This is a genomic window from Burkholderia sp. Nafp2/4-1b (assembly GCF_003635165.1).
Lineage (GTDB): Bacteria > Pseudomonadota > Gammaproteobacteria > Burkholderiales > Burkholderiaceae > Burkholderia.
In genome coordinates this window covers 582455-604421 of the sequence record NZ_ML058597.1, presented here as the reverse complement: position 1 = coordinate 604421, position 21967 = coordinate 582455, and the positions used below count along the sequence as shown (strand labels likewise).

Annotated in this window: 18 protein-coding genes; 8 read left to right on the top strand and 10 right to left on the bottom strand. The window is 68.6% G+C overall.

Annotated elements, in window-relative coordinates:
• The first annotated feature begins 143 nt into the window (after nucleotides 1–143).
• A complete protein-coding gene (locus C7H84_RS02820; RefSeq protein WP_121857891.1) occupies nucleotides 144–1397 on the top strand; it encodes an MFS transporter in 1254 nt (417 codons plus the stop codon).
• A 124-nt stretch (nucleotides 1398–1521) separates the two neighbouring features.
• Here C7H84_RS02820 and C7H84_RS02815 read toward each other — a convergent pair whose 3' ends face one another.
• Nucleotides 1522–2994, bottom strand: coding sequence for a PLP-dependent aminotransferase family protein (locus C7H84_RS02815; RefSeq protein WP_121857308.1), 1473 nt, complete (start codon nucleotides 2992–2994; stop codon nucleotides 1522–1524).
• 195 nt (nucleotides 2995–3189) lie between these two features.
• Here C7H84_RS02815 and C7H84_RS02810 point away from each other — a divergent pair, with 195 nt between their 5' ends.
• The 4 genes from C7H84_RS02810 to C7H84_RS02795 all read left to right on the top strand — a co-directional run bounded on the left by C7H84_RS02810 (nucleotide 3190) and on the right by C7H84_RS02795 (nucleotide 7749).
• The gene (locus tag C7H84_RS02810) at nucleotides 3190–4389 is read left to right on the top strand and encodes a GNAT family N-acetyltransferase (RefSeq protein ID WP_121857307.1); all 1200 of its coding nucleotides are present in this window, start codon (nucleotides 3190–3192) and stop codon (nucleotides 4387–4389) included.
• A 430-nt stretch (nucleotides 4390–4819) separates the two neighbouring features.
• Entirely contained in the window at nucleotides 4820–5884 is a 1065-nt protein-coding gene (locus tag C7H84_RS02805) for a 2,3-butanediol dehydrogenase (protein WP_121857306.1), read from the top strand.
• A gap of 247 nt (nucleotides 5885–6131) precedes the next feature.
• On the top strand, nucleotides 6132–6788 hold the full coding sequence (locus C7H84_RS02800) for a VC0807 family protein (RefSeq protein ID WP_121857305.1): 657 nt from the start codon (nucleotides 6132–6134) through the stop codon (nucleotides 6786–6788).
• A gap of 94 nt (nucleotides 6789–6882) precedes the next feature.
• Entirely contained in the window at nucleotides 6883–7749 is an 867-nt protein-coding gene (locus tag C7H84_RS02795; protein WP_121857304.1) for a CPBP family intramembrane glutamic endopeptidase, read from the top strand.
• A gap of 70 nt (nucleotides 7750–7819) precedes the next feature.
• Here C7H84_RS02795 and C7H84_RS02790 read toward each other — a convergent pair whose 3' ends face one another.
• The 5 genes from C7H84_RS02790 to C7H84_RS02770 all read right to left on the bottom strand — a co-directional run bounded on the left by C7H84_RS02790 (nucleotide 7820) and on the right by C7H84_RS02770 (nucleotide 13664).
• On the bottom strand, nucleotides 7820–8800 hold the full coding sequence (locus C7H84_RS02790) for an aldo/keto reductase (RefSeq protein ID WP_121857303.1): 981 nt from the start codon (nucleotides 8798–8800) through the stop codon (nucleotides 7820–7822).
• Nucleotides 8801–9088: 288 nt separating this feature from the next.
• Nucleotides 9089–9763, bottom strand: coding sequence for a MarC family protein (locus C7H84_RS02785; RefSeq protein ID WP_121857302.1), 675 nt, complete (start codon nucleotides 9761–9763; stop codon nucleotides 9089–9091).
• Nucleotides 9764–9886: 123 nt separating this feature from the next.
• Nucleotides 9887–10687, bottom strand: a complete 801-nt coding sequence (locus tag C7H84_RS02780) for an enoyl-CoA hydratase-related protein (protein ID WP_121857301.1) — start codon at nucleotides 10685–10687, stop codon at nucleotides 9887–9889.
• Between the two features lie 39 nt (nucleotides 10688–10726).
• Nucleotides 10727–12049 (bottom strand): phenylacetate--CoA ligase PaaK, encoded by a 1323-nt coding sequence (gene paaK, locus C7H84_RS02775; RefSeq protein WP_121857300.1) that lies wholly within the window; start codon nucleotides 12047–12049, stop codon nucleotides 10727–10729.
• A gap of 58 nt (nucleotides 12050–12107) precedes the next feature.
• Nucleotides 12108–13664, bottom strand: a complete 1557-nt coding sequence (locus C7H84_RS02770; protein WP_121857299.1) for a 3-hydroxyacyl-CoA dehydrogenase — start codon at nucleotides 13662–13664, stop codon at nucleotides 12108–12110.
• A 547-nt stretch (nucleotides 13665–14211) separates the two neighbouring features.
• On the opposite strand from C7H84_RS02770, the gene C7H84_RS02765 reads away from it, so the two are divergent.
• Nucleotides 14212–15300, top strand: a complete 1089-nt coding sequence (locus C7H84_RS02765) for an ionic transporter y4hA (protein ID WP_121857298.1) — start codon at nucleotides 14212–14214, stop codon at nucleotides 15298–15300.
• Nucleotides 15301–15393: 93 nt separating this feature from the next.
• Here the strand turns inward: C7H84_RS02765 and C7H84_RS02760 are convergent, their stop codons facing one another.
• The 4 genes from C7H84_RS02760 to C7H84_RS02740 form a co-directional block, all read right to left on the bottom strand.
• Nucleotides 15394–16530 (bottom strand): transporter substrate-binding domain-containing protein, encoded by a 1137-nt coding sequence (locus C7H84_RS02760; RefSeq protein ID WP_121857297.1) that lies wholly within the window; start codon nucleotides 16528–16530, stop codon nucleotides 15394–15396.
• 20 nt (nucleotides 16531–16550) lie between these two features.
• Nucleotides 16551–17321 carry a hypothetical protein gene (locus C7H84_RS02755; protein ID WP_121857296.1) on the bottom strand — a complete coding sequence of 257 codons (771 nt, stop codon included), beginning with the start codon at nucleotides 17319–17321 and terminating at the stop codon, nucleotides 16551–16553.
• A gap of 599 nt (nucleotides 17322–17920) precedes the next feature.
• On the bottom strand, nucleotides 17921–18829 hold the full coding sequence (locus C7H84_RS02745) for a LysR substrate-binding domain-containing protein (RefSeq protein WP_121857294.1): 909 nt from the start codon (nucleotides 18827–18829) through the stop codon (nucleotides 17921–17923).
• An 83-nt stretch (nucleotides 18830–18912) separates the two neighbouring features.
• Nucleotides 18913–19881, bottom strand: a complete 969-nt coding sequence (locus tag C7H84_RS02740) for a LysR family transcriptional regulator (protein WP_121857293.1) — start codon at nucleotides 19879–19881, stop codon at nucleotides 18913–18915.
• Between the two features lie 356 nt (nucleotides 19882–20237).
• Between C7H84_RS02740 and C7H84_RS02735 the strand changes: the two genes are divergently transcribed.
• Together C7H84_RS02735 and C7H84_RS02730 are read left to right on the top strand one after the other, a co-directional pair.
• Complete coding sequence (locus tag C7H84_RS02735; RefSeq protein WP_121857292.1) at nucleotides 20238–21413, top strand: HPP family protein; 1176 nt, start codon at nucleotides 20238–20240, stop codon at nucleotides 21411–21413.
• A gap of 117 nt (nucleotides 21414–21530) precedes the next feature.
• The gene (locus C7H84_RS02730; protein WP_121857291.1) at nucleotides 21531–21944 is read left to right on the top strand and encodes a helix-turn-helix domain-containing protein; all 414 of its coding nucleotides are present in this window, start codon (nucleotides 21531–21533) and stop codon (nucleotides 21942–21944) included.
• Nucleotides 21945–21967: the final 23 nt, after the last annotated feature.

Below are 21967 nucleotides of genomic sequence, written 5' to 3'. Positions count from 1 at the left end.
CAGGGTGCCTCGAAGGGGATGAAAGCTGGCAGCGGGTTACGAGCCAGTCGTAAAACGTATCGCTGCGGTTCATTTCATATATTGGACATATGTATGACCGTGCGCAAGAATTCGCGTATTCCCTCGCACATCGGGTGCACACCATGTCTACTCCTGCGATTTCGCCTGCCGCGACTCGCGTCCCGAGCGCCGCCGCCGATACGCTGCCGGCCGGCGTTTCGCCGCGCTCCGCGGCGTACAAGCGCATTGCGCTGGCGCTGTTCCTGGCCGGCTTTTCCACCTTCTCGCTGCTGTACTGCGTGCAGCCGCTGCTGCCGGCGTTCGCACGCGAGTTCAACCTCGGCGCGGCATCGAGCTCGCTGGCCCTGTCGCTGTCGACCGGAATGCTGGCCGTCTCGATCCTGTGCGCCGGCGCACTGTCCGAACGCGTCGGACGACGCGGGCTGATGTTCGCGTCGATGACGCTGGCCGCGCTGTTCAACCTGCTCGCCGCGATTTCGCCGAACTGGAACCTGCTGCTGGTCTGGCGCGCGCTCGAAGGCTTCGCGCTCGGCGGCGTTCCGGCGGTGGCGATGGCCTATCTCGCCGAGGAAATCGCCGCCGACGGGCTCGGCCTGTCGATGGGGCTCTATGTCGGCGGCACCGCGTTCGGCGGCATGATCGGCCGGATCGGGATGAGCGCGCTCGAAGAGTATTTCTCGTGGCGCACCGCGATGCTGACGATCGGCGTGATCGACCTCGTCGCGGCGCTCGCGTTCGTGATGCTGCTGCCGCAGTCGCGGCGCTTCGTGAAGCGAACCGACCTGACGCTGCGTCACCATCTGCGCCTGTGGAACGCGCAACTGCATCATTCGCGGCTGCCGTTCGTGTTCGCGATCGGCTTCCTCGTGATGGGCGCGTTCGTGACCGTGTACAACTACGCCGGGTTCCGGCTGATGGCCGCGCCGTTCAACCTGAGCGCGACCGCATGCGGGCTGATCTTCGGCGCGTACCTGTTCGGGATGGTGTCGTCGTCGAGCGCGGGCGCCCTCGCCGATCGGCTCGGACGCGCGCCGGTGCTCGTCACCGGCATTCTCGTGTTCGCGACCGGCCTTGCGCTGACGCTGTCGCATTCGCTCGTCGCGATCATCGTCGGCATCGTGCTGATCACGATCGGCTTCTTCGTCGCCCATGCGGTCGCGAGCGGCTGGGTCGGGCAGCTTGCCGGTTCGGCGAAAGGGCACGCCGCGTCGCTCTATCTGCTCGCCTATTACCTCGGCTCGAGCGTGCTCGGCTCGGTCGGCGGCACGTTCTGGCAGCACGGCGCGTGGGGTGCGGTGGTCGCGTTCGTCGCGGTGCTGCTCGTGCTGAGCCTCGCGGCCGCAAGCCGGATCATGCGCGCGGACCGCGTGCGGTGAACGCCTTCACGATTCGTTGCACCGGCTTGTCATAAGTCCTCGGTCTCGTTGCCGCGATGCGCTGATCGCCCCCCGTGTTGCGCGTCGCTGTCTGCCCCGTGTATCGCAGCGGCGCGAACGCGGTTCAATCCCCCGCGACCCGATGCGCGATCGTCGACAGCGTCCGCAGCACCGGCGCGAACGCATCGGCCGGCGTATTGCCGAACCCCAGCACGAGCCCGTTGGCCGACGACGTCGCGTGGATCGAGAACCCGGACAGCGGAAACGGCCCGATCCCGTGCTCGCGCGCCGCTTCGACGATCCCACGGTCGCGATAACGCGCCGGCAGCCGCAGCGCCAGATGCAGCCCGCACGGCCCGCCCTCGACCTGATGCGGCACGGTGAACGCGTCGTCCAGCGCGGCGAGCAGCAGGCGCCGCCGGTCGCGATACAGCCGGCGCATCCGCCCGAGATGCCGCCCGTATTCGCCCGTCTCGATGAAATCGGCCAGCGCGAGCTGCACGTGGCGCGTGCCGCCGCGCAGCATCTCCGGCAGGGCCGGCCGCACGGCGGCCAGCAGCGCGTCGGGCAGCACCAGAAAACCGATCCGCAGCGCCGGAAACATCGTCTTGCTGAACGAACCGAGATAGACGACCGGCGAATCGGCCGCGAGCCCGTGCAGCGCGCCGATCGGCTCGCCGGTGTGACGGAACTCGCTGTCGTAGTCGTCCTCGATGATCCACGCGCGATGCCGGCGCGCGGCATCGATCAGCGCGAGCCGGCGCGAGATCGACAGCACCGCGCCGGTCGGGAACTGGTTCGACGGCGTCGTGTAGACGAGCCGCGGCGTGCGTTCGCGCCAGTCCGCATCGTCCGCGCGCAGCCCCTCCGCGTCGACCGGCATCGGCACGACGTCGAGATCGGCCGCCTGCATCGCGGTGCGCGCGCCGCGATAGCCGGGCTCCTCGACCCAGACCCGGTCGCCGGGATTCGTCAGCAATTGCGCGCACAGCGCGATCGCGCCCTGCGCGCCTTCGGTGATCACGATCTGCTCGGGATCGCAGCGCACGCCGCGCGTCACGGCCAGATGGCGCGCGATGGATTCGCGCAGCGCGCGCTCGCCGAGCGGGTCGCCGTATGCGAGCAGGTCGCGGCCGGCGCGGCGCAGCGCGCGATCGATCGCGTGCCGCCACGCATCCACCGGGAAATGCGCCAGTGCGGGAACGCCGGGCCGGAAGGCCTCCGACTCGCCGGTGCCGATCAGGCTCGGACGCATCCGGCCGAGCCGCTGCGCGACGGCCGGCGGCGCGACCCGCCGGCGCGGTGCGGCCGGCCGCGACAGGCCGACCACTCGCGTGCCGCGACGGTCGGATTGCAGGAAGCCTTCGGCAACGAGCTGCTCGTAAACGGCCGCCGTCGTATTGCGCGACACGCCGAGCGTCTCGGCCAGCGCGCGCGTGCCCGGCAGCCGCGTGCCGGCCGGCATCGCGCCGCCGAGAATCGCGTCGCGCACGCGGCGCAGCAATTGCCGCTGCAAGGACGGCGCGCCGGCCGTGCGCGCGAGCGGCGCGTCGAGCGGCACCAGCGGCGCGTCAGCAGGAGGAAAGGCAGTCGTCATCGGGTGGTCGCGGCGTGGAAGTGTCGGTGGATGGCGCGTCGATCGTGGCGCTGACCTAGCGCCATCGGCACCGTCGCAGCACCATCGTGGCACCATAAATTTGCGATAGTCTGGCGCTTCTCATGGTACCTCGCCGGGACTACGATCGTCTGCATGCCGGCATGTCGCCGGCCGCCAACCGAAGCGAGATCGACCTTGTCCACGCTCACCAACGACTTCCAGCAGCCCATCGGCCGCCCCGTTCCCGACTGGTCCGCGCGGCCGCGCCCCGAGCGCATCGTGCTCGAAGGCCGCTACTGCCGCCTCGAACCGCTCGACGCCGACCGCCACGCCGCCGACCTGTACGCCGCGTACGCGCAGGCACCCGACGGCGGCGACTGGACCTATCTCGCGCACGGTCCGTATGCCGACGAGTCGAGCTACCGCGACTACGCGCGCGGCGCGGCGGCGAGCGCCGATCCGCTGCACTACACGGTGATCGACCGCGCGACCAACCGCGCGGTCGGCACGCTCGCGCTGATGCGCATCGACCCGGCCAACGGCGTGATCGAGGTCGGTTCCGTCACGTTCTCGCCGCTGCTCAAGCGCACGCCGATTTCGACGGAAGCGCAGTACCTGCTGATGAAGTACGCGTTCGACACGCTCGGCTACCGCCGTTACGAATGGAAGTGCGACGACCTCAACGAACCGTCGCGCAAGGCCGCCGCCCGGCTCGGCTTCCGTTACGAAGGCACGTTCCGGCAGGCCATCGTCTACAAGGGCCGCAATCGCGACACCGCATGGTTCTCGATCGTCGACGGCGAATGGCCGGACGTGCGCGCCGCGTTCGAAGCGTGGCTCGCGCCGGAGAACTTCGACGCGCAGGGCGCGCAGCGCGAGTCGCTCGTCGCGATCCGCCACGCGCAGGCGCGGGCACGCGATGCGGCCGGCCGCTCGAAGGATGCGACACGCGTCACGGTCCGGCCGCTCGTGGCCGCCGACGAAGCCGCGTGGCGCCCGCTGTGGCAGGGCTATCAGAAGTTCTACGACACCGCGCTGAGTGACGCCGTGTTCGCGACGACATGGGCGCGCCTGATGGATCCCGCCGAACCGATGTTCGTGCTCGGCGCCTTCGACGCGGCCGGTACGCTGGTCGGCATCGTGCACGCGATCTACCACCGCTCGTGCTGGACCGAAGGGCCGTACTGCTATCTGCAGGACCTGTTCACGGCGGCCGACGCACGCGGCCAGGGCGCGGGCGGCGCGCTGATCGAAGCCGTGTACGAGCGCGCCCGCGAAGCCGGTGCGAGCCGCGTGTACTGGCTCACGCACGACACCAACACGACCGCCCGCGCGCTGTACGACAAGCTCGCGAGCAACGCGGGGTTCATCCAGTACCGGAAGGACCTCAAGTAACGCGCGAATGCAGCCGGTCGGCGCGGCCCAGCGCGTCGCCCGGATCCGCGTCCTCGCCGTTGGGCTGAGCAACATGACACCGTCGCCGGCGCGCCTGGCACCGACGCGGGCCGCGCGTCTCACGTTTCGTCTCAAACGGCTGAGACGAATGTCCCGGCGTCTCAGCAGGCCGCACGCTCGCAAGCGCAGCAATTTCCACGCTGCCCCTAGGCAACAGCGTTCGATACCAAAGCCGGCTCGCTTGCTGCGCCGCACAGCGCCCCACGCTGCTCCGTTGCCGCACAGCCGCCATCCGAAGCTGGCCCCGTTCCTGCATATCGGTCGCTCGCGCAATCGCGCAACGGACGCACCGGCCCCTGCCGCGCGTGTCCGACGACAACCTGACGGAGACAGCAACGTGAGTACACCGGCACTGAACACCGCACCGAGCATGAAGGCCGCCGTCTGGCACGGCCGCAACGACATCCGCGTCGAAGAGGTTCCCGTTCCCGCGCACCCGCCGGCCGGCTGGGTCCAGATCCGCGTGCACTGGTGCGGGATCTGCGGCTCCGACCTGCACGAATACGTCGCAGGGCCCGTGTTCATCCCCGTCGACGCGCCGCATCCGCTGACGGGCCTGAAGGGCCAGTGCATCCTCGGCCACGAGTTCAGCGGCGAGATCGCGGCGCTCGGCGCCGGCGTGACGGGCTTCGCGCTCGGCGAGCGCGTGACGGCCGACGCGTGCCAGCATTGCGGCACCTGCTGGTATTGCAGGCACGGGCTGTACAACATCTGCGAGAACCTCGCGTTCACCGGGCTGATGAACAACGGCGCGTTCGCCGAATTCGTGAACGTGCCGGCCGAGCTGCTGTACAAACTGCCCGACAATTTCCCGACCGAAGCCGGCGCGCTGATCGAGCCGCTCGCGGTCGGGCTGCATGCGGTGAAGAAGGCCGGCAATATCGTCGGGCAGACCGTCGTCGTGGTCGGCGCCGGCACGATCGGCCTGTGCACGATCATGTGCGCGAAGGCCGCGGGTGCCGGGCGCGTGATCGCGCTGGAGATGTCGGCCGCGCGCAAGCAGAAGGCGCTCGAGGTGGGCGCGACGGTCGTGATCGACCCGAAGGCATCCGACGCGATCGCGGAGGTCAAGGCGTTGACAGGCGGCTACGGCGCCGACGTGTCGTTCGAGTGCATCGGGCACACGGCCACCGCGCAGCTCGCGATCGACGTGATCCGCAAGGCCGGCAAGTCGGTGATGGTCGGCATCTTCGAGGAACCGACGTCGTTCAACTTCTTCGATATCGTGTCGACCGAGAAGGAAGTGATCGGCTCGCTCGCGTACAACGGCGAATTCGCGGACGTGATCCGCTTCATCGCGGACGGCCGCATCGACGTGCAACCGCTGATCACCGGACGCATCACGCTCGGCGACATCGTCACGCACGGCTTCGAGGAACTCGTCAACCACAAGGACCGCAACGTGAAGATCATCGTCCAGCCGGCGACCGCTTGACTGGCCGGTTGACTGCCCCCTTCACGGGCCGCTTGATCGCCGGCGCGACGAACCGATGACCGCCGCGTGACGGCCGGACGCGGCGCCCGGCGGCCTGCGACGCCGGGCGCTGTCCGGCCGTCCGGGCGCCGCGTGTTCCCGCCCGATTTCGATGCACGCACAACGGCGCAAAGCACCACGCGCGGGGTCGGACTTGGATATACTCGAAGCGCCATCACCGCTCCGCGCCACCCGCGCGCCTGCATCCGTGAAACCACGAGCCGGCCTGATCCTCGAACTCGTCGTCAACCTGCTGCTGCCCTGGGTCGCCTACCGGGTCGCGCACCCGTATTTCGGCGAAACCGGCGCGCTGTACGCGTCGGCGGTTCCGCCGATCGTCTGGACCATCGTCGAATTCATCCGCTCGCGCCGCGTCGACGCGGTCGCCGCCGTCGTGCTGCTCGGCATCGCGCTGTCGATCGCCGGCATGGCGCTCGGCGGCAGCGCACGCACGCTGCTGATGCGCGAATCGCTCGCGTCCGGCACGATCGGCGTCGTGTTCTTGCTCTCGCTGTTCCGCGAGCGCCCTCTCATCTTCTATCTCGCGCGTGCGACGGTGGCGCGCGAAATGACCGGCGGCGCCGCGCGTTTCGAGGCCGTCTGGACCGAGCAGCCGGGGCTTCGCCAGATGCTCCGGCTGATGACCTTCGTATGGGGCGCGTGCATGACGCTGGAGATGCTGGTGCGCCTGTGGATGGTCGTTACCTGGCCCGTCGAGCGCGTGCTCGTCGTGTCGCCGATCATGGGCTACACGGTGTTCGGCACGCTGATGCTGTGGACCTTCTGGTACCGGCGGCGGATGCGCGAGCGCAACAGCGTCGACATCCCGACCCGCGACGGCGTCACCGAGGTCGCCGGCCGCTGATCGCCGGGCCGCCCGCGCCGGGCGGCAGGCGCCGCAGCCGGTCACGGTTGCTGGGGTATGATGCGCGGCGTCTCATTCGCCCCTGCATCGCCCCATGTCTCTTTCGCTTCTCCCGTGTGCCACGATCTGGCTTGCACTGTTCGCAGCCGCCGCGTTCGCGTGGCAGCGCCCGCTGCATGGCCTGAGCATCGCCGTCGCCGCGCTCGGCTATGCGGGTGCGCTGGCATTCGGCAAGCTGTCGCCGATCGTGCTCGCGCCGCTCGCGCTGCTCGTGGCCGCCGCCTGGGGCGTCGCGCCGGCCCGGCCGCGCGCGGTGCGGATCGCCGCACACGTGTTGTTTGCCGCGCTCGCCGTGGCGCTGAGCCTGCACCTGATTCCCGGCTTCCACAATCCGCGCGTGATCGAGCCGACGCGTTTCACGCCCGACGCCGTGCCGTTTTCGATGTACCTGAATTTCGACAAGCCGCTCGTCGGCCTGTGGCTGCTGTGGGTGCTGCCGTGGGTGGCACCGGACGTCCCGCCGGCACGCGCGCTGCGCATCGGCCTGGTGGCCGGCGTCGCGACGGCGGCGGCCTGCCTGATCGGCGCGCTCGCGGTCGGGATGGTCGGCTGGGCGCCCAAATGGCCGGCGTCGGGCGGCATGTGGCTCGTCAACAACGTGTTGCTGGTGACGCTCGCGGAGGAAGCGCTGTTCCGCGGCTATGTGCAAGGCGGGCTCACGCGCGTGCTCGGCCAGTTCGGCTGGGGGCCGTGGGTCGCGCTGGCGATCGGCGCGATGCTGTTCGGCGCCGCGCACGCGGCCGCCGGCTGGCACTGGATCGTGCTCGGCACGGTGGCCGGCATCGGCTACGGCCTCGCATGGCGGCGCGGCGGGCTGCTCGCGGCCGCGCTCGCGCACGCGGGGCTGAACGCGATCCACTTCGCCCTCTTCACCTACCCGATGCTCGCCGCCGCGCGCTGAACGCCGAAGGCCGAAGGCCCGCCGGCGCGCACGGCCGCGACATCCCGCCGGTTTCGCCGCCCGGTCGAACTCAGTTGAAACCGGCCACCGCGTGCGGCACGTACGGGCGTTCGAGCGTCGCGAGTTCGTCGGCCGTAAGCTTCAGTTGCAGTGCGCCGAGCGCATCGTCCAGATGATGCGGCTTCGAGATGCCGACGATCGGCGCGGTGATACCGCGCTTGTGCGCGACCCATGCGAGCGCGACCTGCGCACGCGGCACGTTGCGTGCGGCGGCGATTGCCGCGACGGCCTCGACGATCGCGCGATCGGCATCGGCCGTCGCGTCGTACATCCGCTGGCCGACCTCGTCGCTCTGCTGCCGCCCGGACGACTCGTCCCAGTTGCGCGTCAGACGGCCGCGCGCGAGCGGGCTCCACGGAATCACCGCGATGCCCTCGGCCTCGCACAGCGGCAGCATTTCCCGTTCTTCCTCGCGATACAGCAGGTTCAGGTGGTTCTGCATGCTGACGAAGCGGGTCCAGCCGTTCTGCTTCGACGTGTACAGCGCTTTCGCGAACTGCCATGCGTACATCGACGACGCGCCGATGTAGCGCGCCTTGCCGGCCTTCACGACATCGTGCAGCGCCTCGAGCGTCTCCTCGATCGGCGTGCCGTAATCCCAGCGATGAATCTGGTACAGGTCGACGTAGTCGGTGCCAAGCCGCTTCAGGCTCTGGTCGATGTCGGTCATGATCGCCTTACGCGACAGCCCCGCGCCGTTCGGCCCCGGCCGCATCCGGTAGAACACCTTGGTCGCGATCACGACGTCGTCGCGCTTCGCGAAGTCGCGCAGCGCGCGGCCGACGATCTCTTCCGACGTGCCGTCCGAATACATGTTCGCGGTATCGAAGAAATTGATGCCGGCCTCGATCGCGCGCTGGATGATCGGGCGGCTTTCCGCTTCCGGCAGCGTCCACGGATGCGTGCCGCGCGACGGCTCGCCGAACGTCATGCAGCCCAGCACCAGCTTCGACACGTCCATCCCGGTCGACCCGAATTTCACGTATTCCATCGCACGCCTCTCCTTGAAGTGGGGTTGCGGCCGGATGCGCGGCGCGGGTGCTGCATCGGGCACCCACCCCGCATCAGGCATCCGCCGGACGTCGCATGGTAGCGCGCGACGCGCAAACGCGTATTCGACGCCCGTCTGTTATCCGGTCAGGCCGAACGGACGAACGGGAACCGCAGGTTTGCCGCGACGAAGCACGGTTTCGAAGACAGGCCGACGTGCCGTGCAGGAGCAAACACGCGGACGCGCAGCGCAGTTCCGCGCCGGGTCACGCGCTGAAGGACGAACGGTTTACTTGATCTGGTCGGCGAGCGGCCGCAGGAATTCGGAGAAGCCGGTCAGCATGATCTGCACGCCGATGCACAGCAGCAGGAACGCCGACACGCGCTTCGCGACCTTGGTGCCTTCGATGCCGAGGTAGCGCGACAGCAGCGCGGCGCGGCTGTAGGTCAGCCAGATCACCACCGCGACGAGCGCCGACACCGCGATCGACACGATGCTCGACAGCATGAATTCGGACAGCTTGTGCGTGCGGTTCGCGTTCAGCGCGATCGCGGTGGCGATCGAACCGGGGCCGACCGTCAGCGGCACGGTCAGCGGGAAGAACGCGCGGGTCATGATCGCGTTCGCGTCGATCGGCTTGATCGGCGTGTCGCCACCGCCCGCCGGCCCGTCCGGCTCGTTCAGCATCTGCCAGCCGGCCACCGCGACCGCGAAGCCGCCGCCGATCCGCAGCGCTTCCATCGAGATCCCGAAGAAATGCAGCACCGGCGTGCCGGCGAAGAACGCGACCAGCAACACGATGAATGCGTTGAACGCCACCTTCTTCGCGAGCAGGTTGCGCTCGTGCTCGGTCAGCGCCTCGGTGCGCTCGAGAAACAGGAACGCGATGCCGATCGGATTGATGATGCCGATCAGGCCGGTGAAGCCGAACAGGATCTCGGAGATAAGGCGGTTGACGATCATCGGGGCGAACAAGCGGTCGGGGCTGGGCCGGCAACGGTCAGGGCCGGGGGTCACGCATTGTAGAGCAAGCGCCCGCGCCCGAGACGCAAATCGCGGCCCGCGCCGGCGGGCCGCGCGACGGCCTTATTCGGCGCCCGGCTCCCACGCCGGCGGCCGCTTCGCGAAGAACGCGGCGAAACCCTCCTTCGCTTCCGGCGTCGCCCGCACGCGCGAGATCGTCTGCGCGGTGAATGCCGCGCGTTCGTCCGACGGCGGGTACTCGCCGATCGCATCGAAAAAGCGCTTGATCTCCATCAGCGCGTTCGGGCCGTTGCGGCTCAGTTCGGCGAGCGTCCGGTCGAGCGCGGCATCGAGCGCGTCGAGCGGCACGGCCTGGTGGATCAGCCCGATCGCGACGGCTTCGGCGGCTGCGAGCTGCGTCGCGGTCAGCGCGAGCCGGCGTGCCTGGCGCTGGCCGACCGCTTCGACCAGGTACGGGCCGATCACCGCCGGCAGGATGCCGAAGCGCGCCTCGCTGACCGAAAAGCGCGCGTGCTCGCTCGCGATCACGATGTCGCAGGCCGCGCAGAGGCCCACGCCGCCGCCGAACGCGTGGCCCTGCACGCGCGCGACCGTCGGCTTCGGGCACTGCCGGATCGCGCGCATCATCGCGGCGAACCGCTCGGCATCGCGCAGGTTCGCCGCCGCGTCGTTCGCGCTCGCGCGCTGCATCCACTGCAGGTCGGCGCCCGCGCAGAACGCGCGGCCGGCCGAGCGCAGCACGATCGCGCGCACGTCGTCGCGCCGGCCGAGCGTCGTGAACGCGTCGGTCAGTTCGGCGATCATCGTCTCGTCGAACGCGTTGAGCACGTCGCCGCGCTGCAGCGCGACGGTCGCGATGCCGCGCGCATCGACGGCGACGGCCAGGGTCTTCAATCCATCCATCGAACAGGTTTCCTCAGGGAGTACAGGGAACGGCGGAACTCAGGCGGCCTGCCGGCGATCGATCACGCGCCGGGCCTTGCCGGTCGCGCTCGCGGGAATGCCGCCCGCGGCGAGCACGGTCACGCCGGCCGACACGCCGATCATCGTCTTGATCCGGTGCTGCAGCTCGCGCGCGATCGCCGCGCGCTCGCCGTCGGTCATGCCGGCGGCGGCCTCCGAGCGCAGTTCGACCGCGAGGTCGAGCCGGTCCATGTGGCCGTCGCGCGACAGCGTGATCTGGAACAGCCCCGACAGCTTCGTCTGCGCGACGACGATTTCCTCGATCTGGCTCGGGAACACGTTCACGCCGCGCACGATCAGCATGTCGTCGGAGCGGCCCGTGATCTTCGCGAGGCGGCGCATCGCGCGCGCGGTCGGCGGCAGCAGCGCGGTGAGGTCGCGCGTGCGGTAGCGGATCACCGGCATCGCTTCCTTCGTCAGCGACGTGAACACGAGCTCGCCCTCGCTGCCGTCCGGCAGCACTTCGCCGGTCACGGGATCGATGATCTCCGGATAGAAATGATCTTCCCAGATCACCGGGCCGTCCTTCGTCTCGACGCATTCGCACGCGACGCCCGGGCCCATCACTTCCGACAGCCCGTAGATGTCGAGCGCGTCGATGCCCACGCGCGTCTCCACCTCGTCGCGCAGCGCCTGCGTCCACGGCTCCGCGCCGAAGATGCCGATCTTCAGCGACGACTCGGCCGGGTCCATTCCCTGCCGCACCATCTCGTCGATCAGGTTCAGCATGTACGACGGCGTGACGAGGATGATCTTCGGCTCGAAATCGCGAATCAACTGCACCTGCTTCTCGGTCTGCCCGCCCGACATCGGCACCACCATGCAGCCGAGCCGCTCGGCGCCGTAGTGAATGCCGAGGCCGCCCGTGAACAGCCCGTAGCCGAACGCGTTGTGCAGCGTGTCGCCCGGACGGCCGCCGGCCGCGCGGATCGAACGCGCGGTCACGTTCGCCCACGTGTCGATGTCGCGCGCGGTGTAGCCGACCACGGTCGGCTTGCCGGTCGTGCCGCTCGATGCGTGCACGCGCACGACCTGCTCGCGCGGCACCGCGAAGAGGCCGAACGGATAGTTGTCGCGCAGGTCGTTCTTGGTCGAGAACGGGAATTTCGCCAGATCGGCGAGCGACTTCAGGTCGTCCGGATGCACGCCCGCCGCGTCGAACGTCCGACGATAGTGCGGAACGTTGTCGTACGCGTGGCGCAACGACCACTTGAGGCGCTCGAGCTGCAGCGCCTGCAGTTCGTCGCGGCTGGCGGTCTCGATCGGGTCGAGGGCGGCGGCGGGGTGCGTAGGGTGAGTCATCGGGTGCTCCTCCAGTGGAGTGATGTCGTTGTCGTATTCGAAGTAACGGGGCCGGTGGCTACGAACGGAACGGGCGGCCGGCCGCGTGCAGCGCGGCGAGGCGCGGCGACACGCGATAGCGGTCCTCGCCGTAGCTCGCCGCCAGGTTCGACAGCACGCGGTGCACGCGGCCGATGCCGATCGCATCGGCCCACGCGAGCGGGCCGCACGGGTAGTTCACGCCCTTCTCCATCGCGAGATCGAGATCGGCCGGCGAGCACACGCCCTGGTTCACCGTGTCGGCCGCCTCGTTCGCGAGCATCGCGACGGTGCGCATCGCGACCATGCCCGGCACGTCGGCCACGCCGACGACGCGGAACCCCGCCTGCTGGAACAGGCCGACCGCATCGGCATAGGCGGCATCGCTGCACTGAAGCGCGCGCGTCAGCGCGACGAGGCCGGCCTGCGCGTAGTCGCGCGCGAGATCGACGAGCACGAGGTCGGCCACGCCGGTTTGCGCGGCGCGCGCCGTCGCGGTGCGGCCGTCCGTCAGCGCGATCGACGCGCGGCCGGCCACGGCGAGCAGTTCGTCGGCATGCGCGCCGTTCTGCCGCGCGCCCGCGATGCGGTCGGCGAGGCGCGCATGCAGCGCGGCGGCCGGGCCGTCCTGCTCGAACAGCACGACGTCGGCCGGCGCGGCGTGCGGCGTTTCGAGCTCAGGCGCCGGCGGCGTCGCGTCGTCCGCATACGAATAGAAGCCGCGCCCGGACTTGCGCCCGAGGAAGCCCGCGTTCACGAGCTCCTGCTGGATCAGCGACGGCGTATAGCGCGGATCGTTGAAGTACGCGCGGAACACCGACTCCGTCACCGCGAAGTTCACGTCGTGGCCGATCAGGTCCATCAATTCGAACGGCCCCATCCGGAAACCACCGGCCTCGCGCATCACCGCATCGATCGACGCCGGCGTGCCGCCCTGCTCGTTCAGCACGCGCAACGCCTCCGCGTAATACGGCCGCGCGACGCGGTTCACGATGAAGCCCGGCGTCGATTTAGCCATCACCGGCCGCTTGCCCCACGCGGCGGCCGTGTCGTACAGCGTCTGCGCGACCTCCGGTGCAGTCGCGAGCCCGCTGACCACCTCGACGAGCGCCATCAGCGGCGCCGGGTTGAAGAAATGCAGGCCGGCCACGCGCTGCGGCGCGCGCAGCCCGGCCGCGATCGACGTGATCGAGATCGACGACGTGTTGGTCGCCAGCACGCACGCATCGTCGACATGGCGCTCGAGCGTCGCGAAGATCTCGCGCTTCACGTCGAGCCGCTCGGCCGCCGCCTCGACGATCAGCGCGGCGCCCGCGAACTCCGCCAGCGAGCGCACCGCGCGAATCCGGCTGCCGGCCGCATCGGCCTGCGCCGGTTCCATCCGGCCTTTCTCCGCTAGCCGGGCGAACTGCGCGCGGATGCCGGCCAGCGCGTTGTCGCACGCGGCTTCGTTCAGGTCGTACAGCAACACGGTATGACCGGCGGCCGCCGCGACCTGCGCGATGCCCGCGCCCATCGCACCCGCGCCGATCACGCCGACGACCGCCGACGGCGCCAGCGCGCCCGAATTCACCGAATGTGCAGAAGAAACAGCCATCGCTTGCGATCCGTCATGAAGTGGAAGTGCGAGCGATTATAAACCGACCGGTCGGTATATTTATGTCAGGGCGAGCCCGAATTTGTCGTGCAAGAGACCGTTATGCAAAGTGCAAAGACAAAAAAATCGAATGCTCGGGGCACTTTTTGCAAACCGAAAGGTCAATGAAAGGGTTCGAATATGAGATAGTGACCCCGAAACGCCTGCTAAAATTCGACAAATCGCCGGATTTCAGGGGGAAACCGCGTGTCATGCCGCCGCCGTCCATCGCCCGCCGTTCTTCCGCGGTCGGTTCCGAACTATCGGTGCGGCGACCATCACGTCAGCACGCGCGGCCATCGGCCTCCGGTCGCATCGAACCGTTTCACCCAGCGACGGGCTTCGGCCCGCCCGCGCCCTCGCCGCGTCAACGCGGCGAACCCAAGGCAGCGCCGCTCCGTGCTGCCGCCCATCAGTTTCATCGTTCTCGTTCGGCGGATCATCCGGCCGGGCTTCGTCAACCCGTGACGGCGCGTCGCGCGCCGCCACTCGCATAGGAAAACCGTCCATGCCGATTTCGTCCAACCAGCTCCCGCGCTGGACCCTCTGGGCCCCGCTTGCCGCATGGCTGGTACTCGCGCTGTCGCGCGTCGTGCCGGCCGAAGGCCTCGTCATCGCGGTGTTCGCCGCCGCGCTCGCCGGCGCGGTGTTCGCCGCCGTCCACCATGCCGAAGTCGTCGCGCACCGCGTCGGCGAGCCGTTCGGCACCCTCGTGCTCGCGGTCGCCGTGACCGTCATCGAAGTCGCGCTGATCGTGTCGGTGATGCTCGGCGCCGGGCCCGAGAAGTCGGGCCTCGCGCGCGATACCGTGTTCGCCGCCGTGATGATCATCTGCAACGGCATCGTCGGCATCTGCCTGCTGGTCGGCGCGTGGAAGCACGGCGAACAGGACTTCCAGGGCCGCGGCGCGAGCAAGGCGCTCGCGGTGCTCGCGTCGCTGTCGGTGCTGTCGCTTGTAATGCCGAACTACCTGAGCGCCGCGCCGGGCCCGTTCTTTTCGAAATCGCAGCTCGCGTTCGCGGGCGTCGCGTCGCTCGTGCTGTACGGCGCTTTCGTGTTCGTGCAGACCGTGCGCCATCGCGACTACTTCCTCGCCGCGCACGACAGCGCGAACGAAACCGTGCACGCGGCGGCGCCGAGCAACCGCACCGCGGTCATCAGCATGGTGCTGCTGTTCGCGAGTCTCGTGTCGGTCGTGCTGCTCGCGAAGCTGCTGTCGCCGGCCGTCGAGCATGCGGTGCTGAAGCTCGGCGCACCCGAAGCCGCGGTCGGCATCGTGATCGCCGCGCTCGTGCTGCTGCCGGAAGGGCTCGCCGCCGTGACCGCCGCGCGCGCGAATCGCCTGCAGACCAGCATGAACCTCGCGCTCGGTTCGGCGCTCGCGAGCATCGGGCTCACGATCCCGACCGTCGCGGCGGTGTTCATCTGGGTCGGCCAGCCGCTCACGCTCGGCATCGGCGCGATGGAAACTGTGCTGCTGGCCCTCACGCTGCTGGTCAGTACGCTGACGTTGAGCCAGGGGCGCACGACGGTGCTGCACGGTGTCGTGCACCTGGCGCTGTTCGCCGCTTACCTGTTCCTGTCGATCACCCACTGATGCCCAACGGCGCGAGGCCCGGCGGATCTTCTCCGGCGGGCCTCGCGTGTCGCTTCACTTTCCCCTGCCTTCTTTCGCCACTTCGCGCCGCGGCTAGCGGACCGGAATCACCAGATGCTGGCCGGCCAGGATCAGGTTCGGGTTCGCGAGGTTGTTGCGGCGCTGGATCTCGCGATAGCGCTGGCCGCTGCCGAGCTTGCTGGCCGCGATCAGGTTCAGCGTATCGCCCGCCTTCACCACGTAGTTGAGCTCGCCCGATGCCGCCGCGGTCGTCATCGTCTGGTCGCTGACGAAGTACTTGCGCAGCAGTTCGAGATACTGCGGCGATTGCTTGAGCTTCGCGATCGCGGCGTTCAGGTAGATCAGCAGATCCTGGTCGTCGGCGCGCACGCCGATCTTGTACGCGAGGTTCGAGCCGTCGAGCTTGGTCACCGCGAACTTCAGGTCGGTGCCCTTGATCGAGCTGACCGCGAACGGGTAGTCGTAGATGAACGCGTCGACCGCACGACCGTCGAGGCTCTTCGCGATGAACGCCGGGTCGGAATCGTCGACGTCGACGAACCGCACGTTCGGATACTGGCGCGTGACGAACGCCCGCACGTCCGGGTCGCCCTTCAGGATGCCGACCGTCTTGCCGGCCAGATCGTCGGCCGAGCGGATCGCCGAGCCTTGCCGCACGATCAGCGAATAGCCGAAATCGTCGACGTACGGTACCGAGTAGACGACGCCCGCCGGCGTGTTGTCCGCGAACGTCAGCCCGTCCATCGCGACGTCGACGACGTGGTTGCCCTTCGCGTCGGTGTCGAGCAATTGCTTCGGCACGCCCGGGTACGTGTCGACTTCGTGACGCGTATCGACGACCACCGGCTTGCCGCCGTGCGAGAACGACGGATCCGCGAACAGGAGCCGCGCGAACTCGACGTTGAAGCCGTGCGGCGCGCCCTTGTCCTCGCCGAAGAACGGCTCGCTCGGGTTCTGCACCGAGATCCGCACGAGGCCGTTTTCGGCGATCGACTTCAGCGTGCTCGCCTGCGGCGTGAAGCCGGCCGGCACCACGTTGCCCGATGTCGACGGCTGCGCGGGCTGGCCCGCGTCGGCCGATTGCGCGGACGTCGTGCCCGATGAGGCTGAGTCGTGCGCGTGCATCAGGGTCGACAGGCCGCCCTCATGGACGATCCATACGCCGACGAGCACCACCAGAAACGCGATTGCGCCGAGAAGTTTTTTCATGGTTGCGTGCCTGCGGGAAGTTATTGTTGTTTCGACGGCAATGCGGCGGCATGTGCCGCATCGGGGCCGGGCACGGGCGTGCCGTTCATCACCGCCTGCTGCAGCGCCTGCTTGACCTCGGGGTTGTCCATCAGCGACGTCTCCATTTCGGAGAACGCCTTGTTGACCGAGCGCATCACCGAATCGACGGCCACGTCGGTCTTGATCTGCTCGAACGTGTCGGCCGCCTGCCGGCCCGCGAGCTTGTTCATCTGCTGCGCCGCCTGCGACATGTCCCACATCGCCTTCGCGCGATCGATCGCCGACGCGAAATTCTTCAGCTCGGCCTGCACCTGCTTGTAGCGGCCTTCGCGGAACGCGAGCAGCTGCTTCATCGTGTCGAGCTGCGAGCGAAAGCGGGGCGCGTCGTCCGGATACTGCTTCTCGAACAGCTCGGTCTTGCTCTCGAAGTTCTTCACCTCGGTGCGGAACGCGGTGATGCTGTCCGCGAATTTCTGCGCGGCCTGGCGCTTTTCCGCGAGCTGGTTGATCAGCGTCTCGATCGGATTCGCCTGCGCTTCTTCCACGATCATCCTCACCTTCTGGTTCGCGAACTTCATCGCGACGACCGGTGCGAAATAGATCGCGCCCAGGCCGATCACGGCCGCCGCGATCAGCGCGACCAACCCCTTCAGGATGAACAGCGCGGCCGGAGCCGCGATCGCGACGCCGGCGACGATGATCGCCCATTTGATCAGCTTGACCTTGCCACTCCCCGAACTGCCGTTTGCTTCATTCGAAAGCTGCGACATGAGTTTTTCTCCTTGAACCTCGAACTGAACCGCGTGCGTGTGCTGCGTCATGCTCAATCGAAATACGTCGGATTCGGGTGCCGCCGCGCGGGCGCGGCGATCGGCGGCACGTTGCGTGCACGTGCGCCGGCGGCGTCACCAGACGCCGGTGTAAACGTCGTGCGCGATACGGCGTTCGGGTGCGGCAGGCGGTGGCGCGACGCGGCGGCACCGATCGGCACCGTGCAGCGTCGCGGCCGGCGCGCGGACGGGAAAGTGTACCGACGCTCGGTACGGAACGGGATGACGGATACGTGACGCGACGGGCGTCGGGAGCATCGTTGTTCCGGGCTGCCGAGCAATGCGGCGCCGGGATTCCGGTACGAGTGCGTGGAGTGCGTGAAGGCTCATCGTTGTTGTTTTGCGCGTCGCGGATGCGGGAACGCGCGGCCGGCGCGCCCCGCCCCAAATGCACCGACGTATCCTGCGCCGACCGGCATGCACCGTCAAGCGGTCGACGCGGTGCGTGGCTTACGCGTTCGAAAGCGTGCACGGCGCGTCAGCTTTCGGAACGGTAAGTGTGTAACGCTCCGCTCGCTGACACCAGCGGTACGCCTGCCCTAGACGCTGCCGCCGTCCGCCCCTTCCGTCAGGAACCGCTCGACCATCGCGTTGAACACCGGCAGCGCCGGATTGTCGTTGTCCGCGCGCCATGCGAGATACAGCTCGGCCGCCACGTCGACGCCTGCGAGCGGCCGGAACACCACGCCGTCCACATGCAGCTCGCGCGCCGACGCCGGCACCAGCGCCGCACCGAGCCCGGCGCGCACGAGGCCGAGAATCGTATGCGTCTGCCCGACGTAATGCAGGTAGTTCGGCAGGCGTCCGGCGCTCGCGAACATCCCCGAAATCATGTCGTGGAAGTATTTCCCCTCGTTCGGCGAATACGCGATGAAGGGCTGCCGGTCCAGCTCGTCCGGGCCGATTCGTTCGTACGCGGCGAGCGGCGCGCCCTGCGCGACCGCGACCAGCATCGGCTCGCGCTGCACGAGCCGGTATTCGAGCGGATGGCGCGCAGCGCGCTGGCGTACGAAACCCGCGTCGAGCATGCGCGACGCGAGCGCGTCGATCTGCACGGTCGACACCATTTCGCGCAGCTCGACATCGACGTCCGGCAGCGCGTGCGCCGCATGCGCGAGCAGCACCGGAATCATCCGGTACGCGCTCACCGCCGTGAAGCCGAGCGTGATGCGCCCGGCCCCGCCGTGCGCGACGCGCTGCGCAGCCTGTTCGGCCCGCGCGGAAAATTCGAGGATGTGCCGCGCGTCGCGCAGGAAGCGCTCGCCGGCCGCGGTCAGCCTGACTTGCCGGCTGCTGCGTTCGAGCAGCGCGATGCCGAGCGCGTGTTCGAGCAGCTGGATCTGCCGGCTGAGCGGCGGCTGCGTCATGAAGAGGCGCTTCGCCGCGCGCCCGAAGTGCAGTTCCTCGGCGACGGCGACGAAGCAGCGCAGCTGGTTCAGTTCAATCATTCAAATCTTGAATCAATTGATGGTCTTTGGATGTTAGACCTTCATGACGCGCGCCGCCGCCGGGAGAGCGAATGCTGGCGGCGTTACGCGCGCTGGCGGCTGGCCGGCGTCTGCTCGACCGCGAGCCGGTCGAGTTCGCGCAGGTCGTTCTCCAGCGCCGGCGTGAGCGTCGTGCGCAGATGGTCGAGGAACGTGCGGATCTTCGCATCCAGATAGCGGCGCGTCGCATACACGGCGTACACGCTGACCGTCTGCAGCCGGTACTCCGGCAGCACGCGGATCAGCCGCCCTGCGCGGATGTCGTCCAGCACGGTGTACAGCGCAACGCACGCGATGCCGCGCCCCGCCCGCACCGCGACGCACAGCGCATCCGGCACGTTGACCTGGAACGGCGCCGGCTGCAGTTCGTAGACCGTCTCCTCTCCGTCGCCGCGCTCCAGTCGCCACTCGCTCGCCGGCGACGCGGGCGTATCGAGCCGCAGGCAGACGTGGTTCGGCAGGTCGTCCGGCGTCGTCGGCGTGCCGTGCCGCGCCAGATACTCGCGCGATGCGACCAGCACGCTGCAGCTCGTGCCGCAGGTCTGCGCGACGTAGCCGGAATCGGGCAGCTGCGACGCGGTGACGATCGACACGTCGTAGCCTTCCTCGACGAGGTTCGGCATCCGCTGCGCGAGCGTCAGCTCGATCGACACGTCGGGGTTGTCTTCCTGGTAGCGCACGATCGACGACACGACATGGCTCTGCCCGAGCCCCGTCATCGCATGGATGCGCATCTTGCCGCTCGGCCGCAGCAGCGCGTTGCGCGCCTCCGCGTTCGCGTAGTCGAATTCGGCCAGGATCGATTTCGCACGCTCGAAGTAGCGCTCGCCGCTTTCGGTGAGGCCGAGATGGCGCGTCGTGCGGTGCAGCAGGCGCGTCTGTACGTGCGCTTCGAGATTCGACACCGCGCGCGACACCTGCGCGGTGGTCGCATCGATTTCTTTGGCGACCGCGGTGAAACTGCCGGCTTCGACAACGCGCACGAACAGGCGCATGTTTTCGAGCATGTCCATTGGATAGGCTTGGGCTTGGGGAGTGTCGGTGGGGAAACGTCGGCGGCGCTCGCGTCAGACGGGATCCGGCGCATGCGCGCACGCCGCGCACTCGCGATCGCCATGCCGGAAAACAGGCGTGAGAGCAGACATCGCGTGCGTGGTTGTGGCATATCGGGGAATTCGGTGGCCGAATTGTACGCCGCCGCAGACAAATATGCGCAATACAGGGCTGCCACGCTTTCATCCAATGAAAGGTTCCTGCAAGACGCACGCACCCCGCGCGTGCAACGTGTTGATGCAGCGCGACAATTTGTATCACAACACGATATAATTCAGCCTTTCTCGCGCATCGTCGTTTTTACCGCCCACCGCCCATGTCGTCAGGCTCCTCCCCGTCGCGCCGCACGTTGCGGCAATGGCTGCACAGCTTCATTCCCCATCCGATGACGCTCGGCTGGCGCGAGCGCATGCGCTCGTGCACGGGCGCGCTCGTCGGCATCGCGACGGTCGGCGTCACGATGCGGCTGCTGCCCGGCGTGCCGGGCCTCGTGCCGCTGCTCGTCGCGCCGATGGGCGCGTCGGCCGTGCTGCTGTTCGCGGTGCCGGCGAGTCCACTCGCGCAGCCCTGGTCGATCATCGGCGGCAATCTGGTGGCGGCGACCGTCGGCGTCGCCTGCGCGCACTGGATCGCCGATCCGATCACGGCCGCCGCGGTCGCGGTCGCCCTCGCGATCGGCGGCATGTTCGCGCTGCGCTGCGTGCACCCACCGTCGGGCGCGGTCGCGCTGACGGCCGTGCTCGGTGGCCCGGCGATCCACGCGCTCGGTTTCGGCTTCGTGGTCGAGCCGATCGCGCTGCAATCGGCGGTCCTGCTGTCGGCCGCGCTCGTGTACCACGCGCTGACGGGCCACCGCTATCCGCACGGCGGCGTGCGCCCCGACGCGAAGCCGCAAGGCGGCAGCGCGGCGCCCGCACGCGGCGGCTTCACGCGCGCGGATCTCGATGCGGTGCTGAAGCGCCGCGGCGAATGGCTCGACGTCGATCCGGACGACCTCGAAATGCTGCTGCGCGAAACCGAGATGCAGGCGTACGCGCGCACGTTCGGGCAGCTCACGTGCGCCGACCTGATGACGAAGAACGCGATCGAAGTCGCGCCGTCGACGTCGGTCACCGCCGCGCTGACACTGATCGACCGCCATCGCGTGAAGGCGCTGCCGGTGGTCGACGGCGACGACCGCCTGGTCGGCATCGTCACGCGCGCCGACCTCACGCGCCAGTTGCGCCGCCCGGCCCCGCTGTGGCAGCGGCTGGCCGCGCGGCTGCCGCAGTCGTTCGGCGGCCAGCCGCCCAGCGTCGGCAGCGTGATGACGCGGGACGTCGCGTCAGTACCGCAGACCCTGCCGATCACCGCGCTGGTGCCGCTGTTTACGCACTCGGGCCACCACCACATTCCGGTCGTCGATTCGTCGCGCCGGCTCGTCGGGATCATCACGCAGACGGATCTCGTCACCGGCCTCTATCGGCAGACGCAGATGCTCGAGGCGGCGTAACGCCGACGAACAGCACGCGACGAACAGCGGAATGCCGGCCATTCCGCTAAAAATTGGCCATTTATATCATATTGTGATATATTTAACGTTACCGAAACTGCTGCCCGACCGACTGCAATGACCGATACCCGCCGCGCGCTGACCAAAAGCGATTTTCAGCAACTGTCCGAGTTCCGCTACCAGATGCGCCGCTTCGAGCGCTTCTCCGAACGCGCCGCGCAAAGCGAAGGCGTGACGCCGCTGCAGTATCTGCTGCTGCTGCACATCAAGGGCTACCCGCACCGCGAATGGGCCACCATCGGCGAGCTCGCGGAACGCCTGCAGGCGCAGCATCACGGCGTCGTCGCGCTGGTGACGCGCTGCGAGGCGCTCGGGCTCGTGAAGCGCAAGACGAGCGAAGCGGACCGCCGGCAGGTCGAGGTTCACCTCGAGGAAGCCGGCGAAACGCTGCTCGCCCACCTCGCGGCCATGCATCGCGCGGAACTGAAATCGCTGAAGGGCACGTTCCAGGTTCCGCAGATCGATTACTGACCCAAGCTTTACCGACCTTACCT

Bases quoted from the DNA above. Each gene is read 5' to 3' on its own strand.
- C7H84_RS02815 (WP_121857308.1), bottom strand. From the start codon at position 2,994: ATGACGACTGCCTTTCCTCCTGCTGACGCGCCGCTGGTGCCGCTCGAC.
- C7H84_RS02790 (WP_121857303.1), bottom strand. From the start codon at position 8,800: ATGGAATACGTGAAATTCGGGTCGACCGGGATGGACGTGTCGAAGCTG.
- C7H84_RS02770 (WP_121857299.1), bottom strand. From the start codon at position 13,664: ATGGCTGTTTCTTCTGCACATTCGGTGAATTCGGGCGCGCTGGCGCCG.
- C7H84_RS02730 (WP_121857291.1), top strand. From the start codon at position 21,531: ATGACCGATACCCGCCGCGCGCTGACCAAAAGCGATTTTCAGCAACTG.
- C7H84_RS02805 (WP_121857306.1), top strand. From the start codon at position 4,820: ATGAAGGCCGCCGTCTGGCACGGCCGCAACGACATCCGCGTCGAAGAG.
- C7H84_RS02780 (WP_121857301.1), bottom strand. From the start codon at position 10,687: ATGGATGGATTGAAGACCCTGGCCGTCGCCGTCGATGCGCGCGGCATC.
- C7H84_RS02735 (WP_121857292.1), top strand. From the start codon at position 20,238: ATGTCGTCAGGCTCCTCCCCGTCGCGCCGCACGTTGCGGCAATGGCTG.
- paaK (WP_121857300.1), bottom strand. From the start codon at position 12,049: ATGACTCACCCTACGCACCCCGCCGCCGCCCTCGACCCGATCGAGACC.
- C7H84_RS02820 (WP_121857891.1), top strand. From the start codon at position 144: ATGTCTACTCCTGCGATTTCGCCTGCCGCGACTCGCGTCCCGAGCGCC.
- C7H84_RS02785 (WP_121857302.1), bottom strand. From the start codon at position 9,763: ATGATCGTCAACCGCCTTATCTCCGAGATCCTGTTCGGCTTCACCGGC.
- C7H84_RS02795 (WP_121857304.1), top strand. From the start codon at position 6,883: ATGTCTCTTTCGCTTCTCCCGTGTGCCACGATCTGGCTTGCACTGTTC.
- C7H84_RS02755 (WP_121857296.1), bottom strand. From the start codon at position 17,321: ATGTCGCAGCTTTCGAATGAAGCAAACGGCAGTTCGGGGAGTGGCAAG.
- C7H84_RS02760 (WP_121857297.1), bottom strand. From the start codon at position 16,530: ATGAAAAAACTTCTCGGCGCAATCGCGTTTCTGGTGGTGCTCGTCGGC.
- C7H84_RS02765 (WP_121857298.1), top strand. From the start codon at position 14,212: ATGCCGATTTCGTCCAACCAGCTCCCGCGCTGGACCCTCTGGGCCCCG.
- C7H84_RS02740 (WP_121857293.1), bottom strand. From the start codon at position 19,881: ATGGACATGCTCGAAAACATGCGCCTGTTCGTGCGCGTTGTCGAAGCC.
- C7H84_RS02745 (WP_121857294.1), bottom strand. From the start codon at position 18,829: ATGATTGAACTGAACCAGCTGCGCTGCTTCGTCGCCGTCGCCGAGGAA.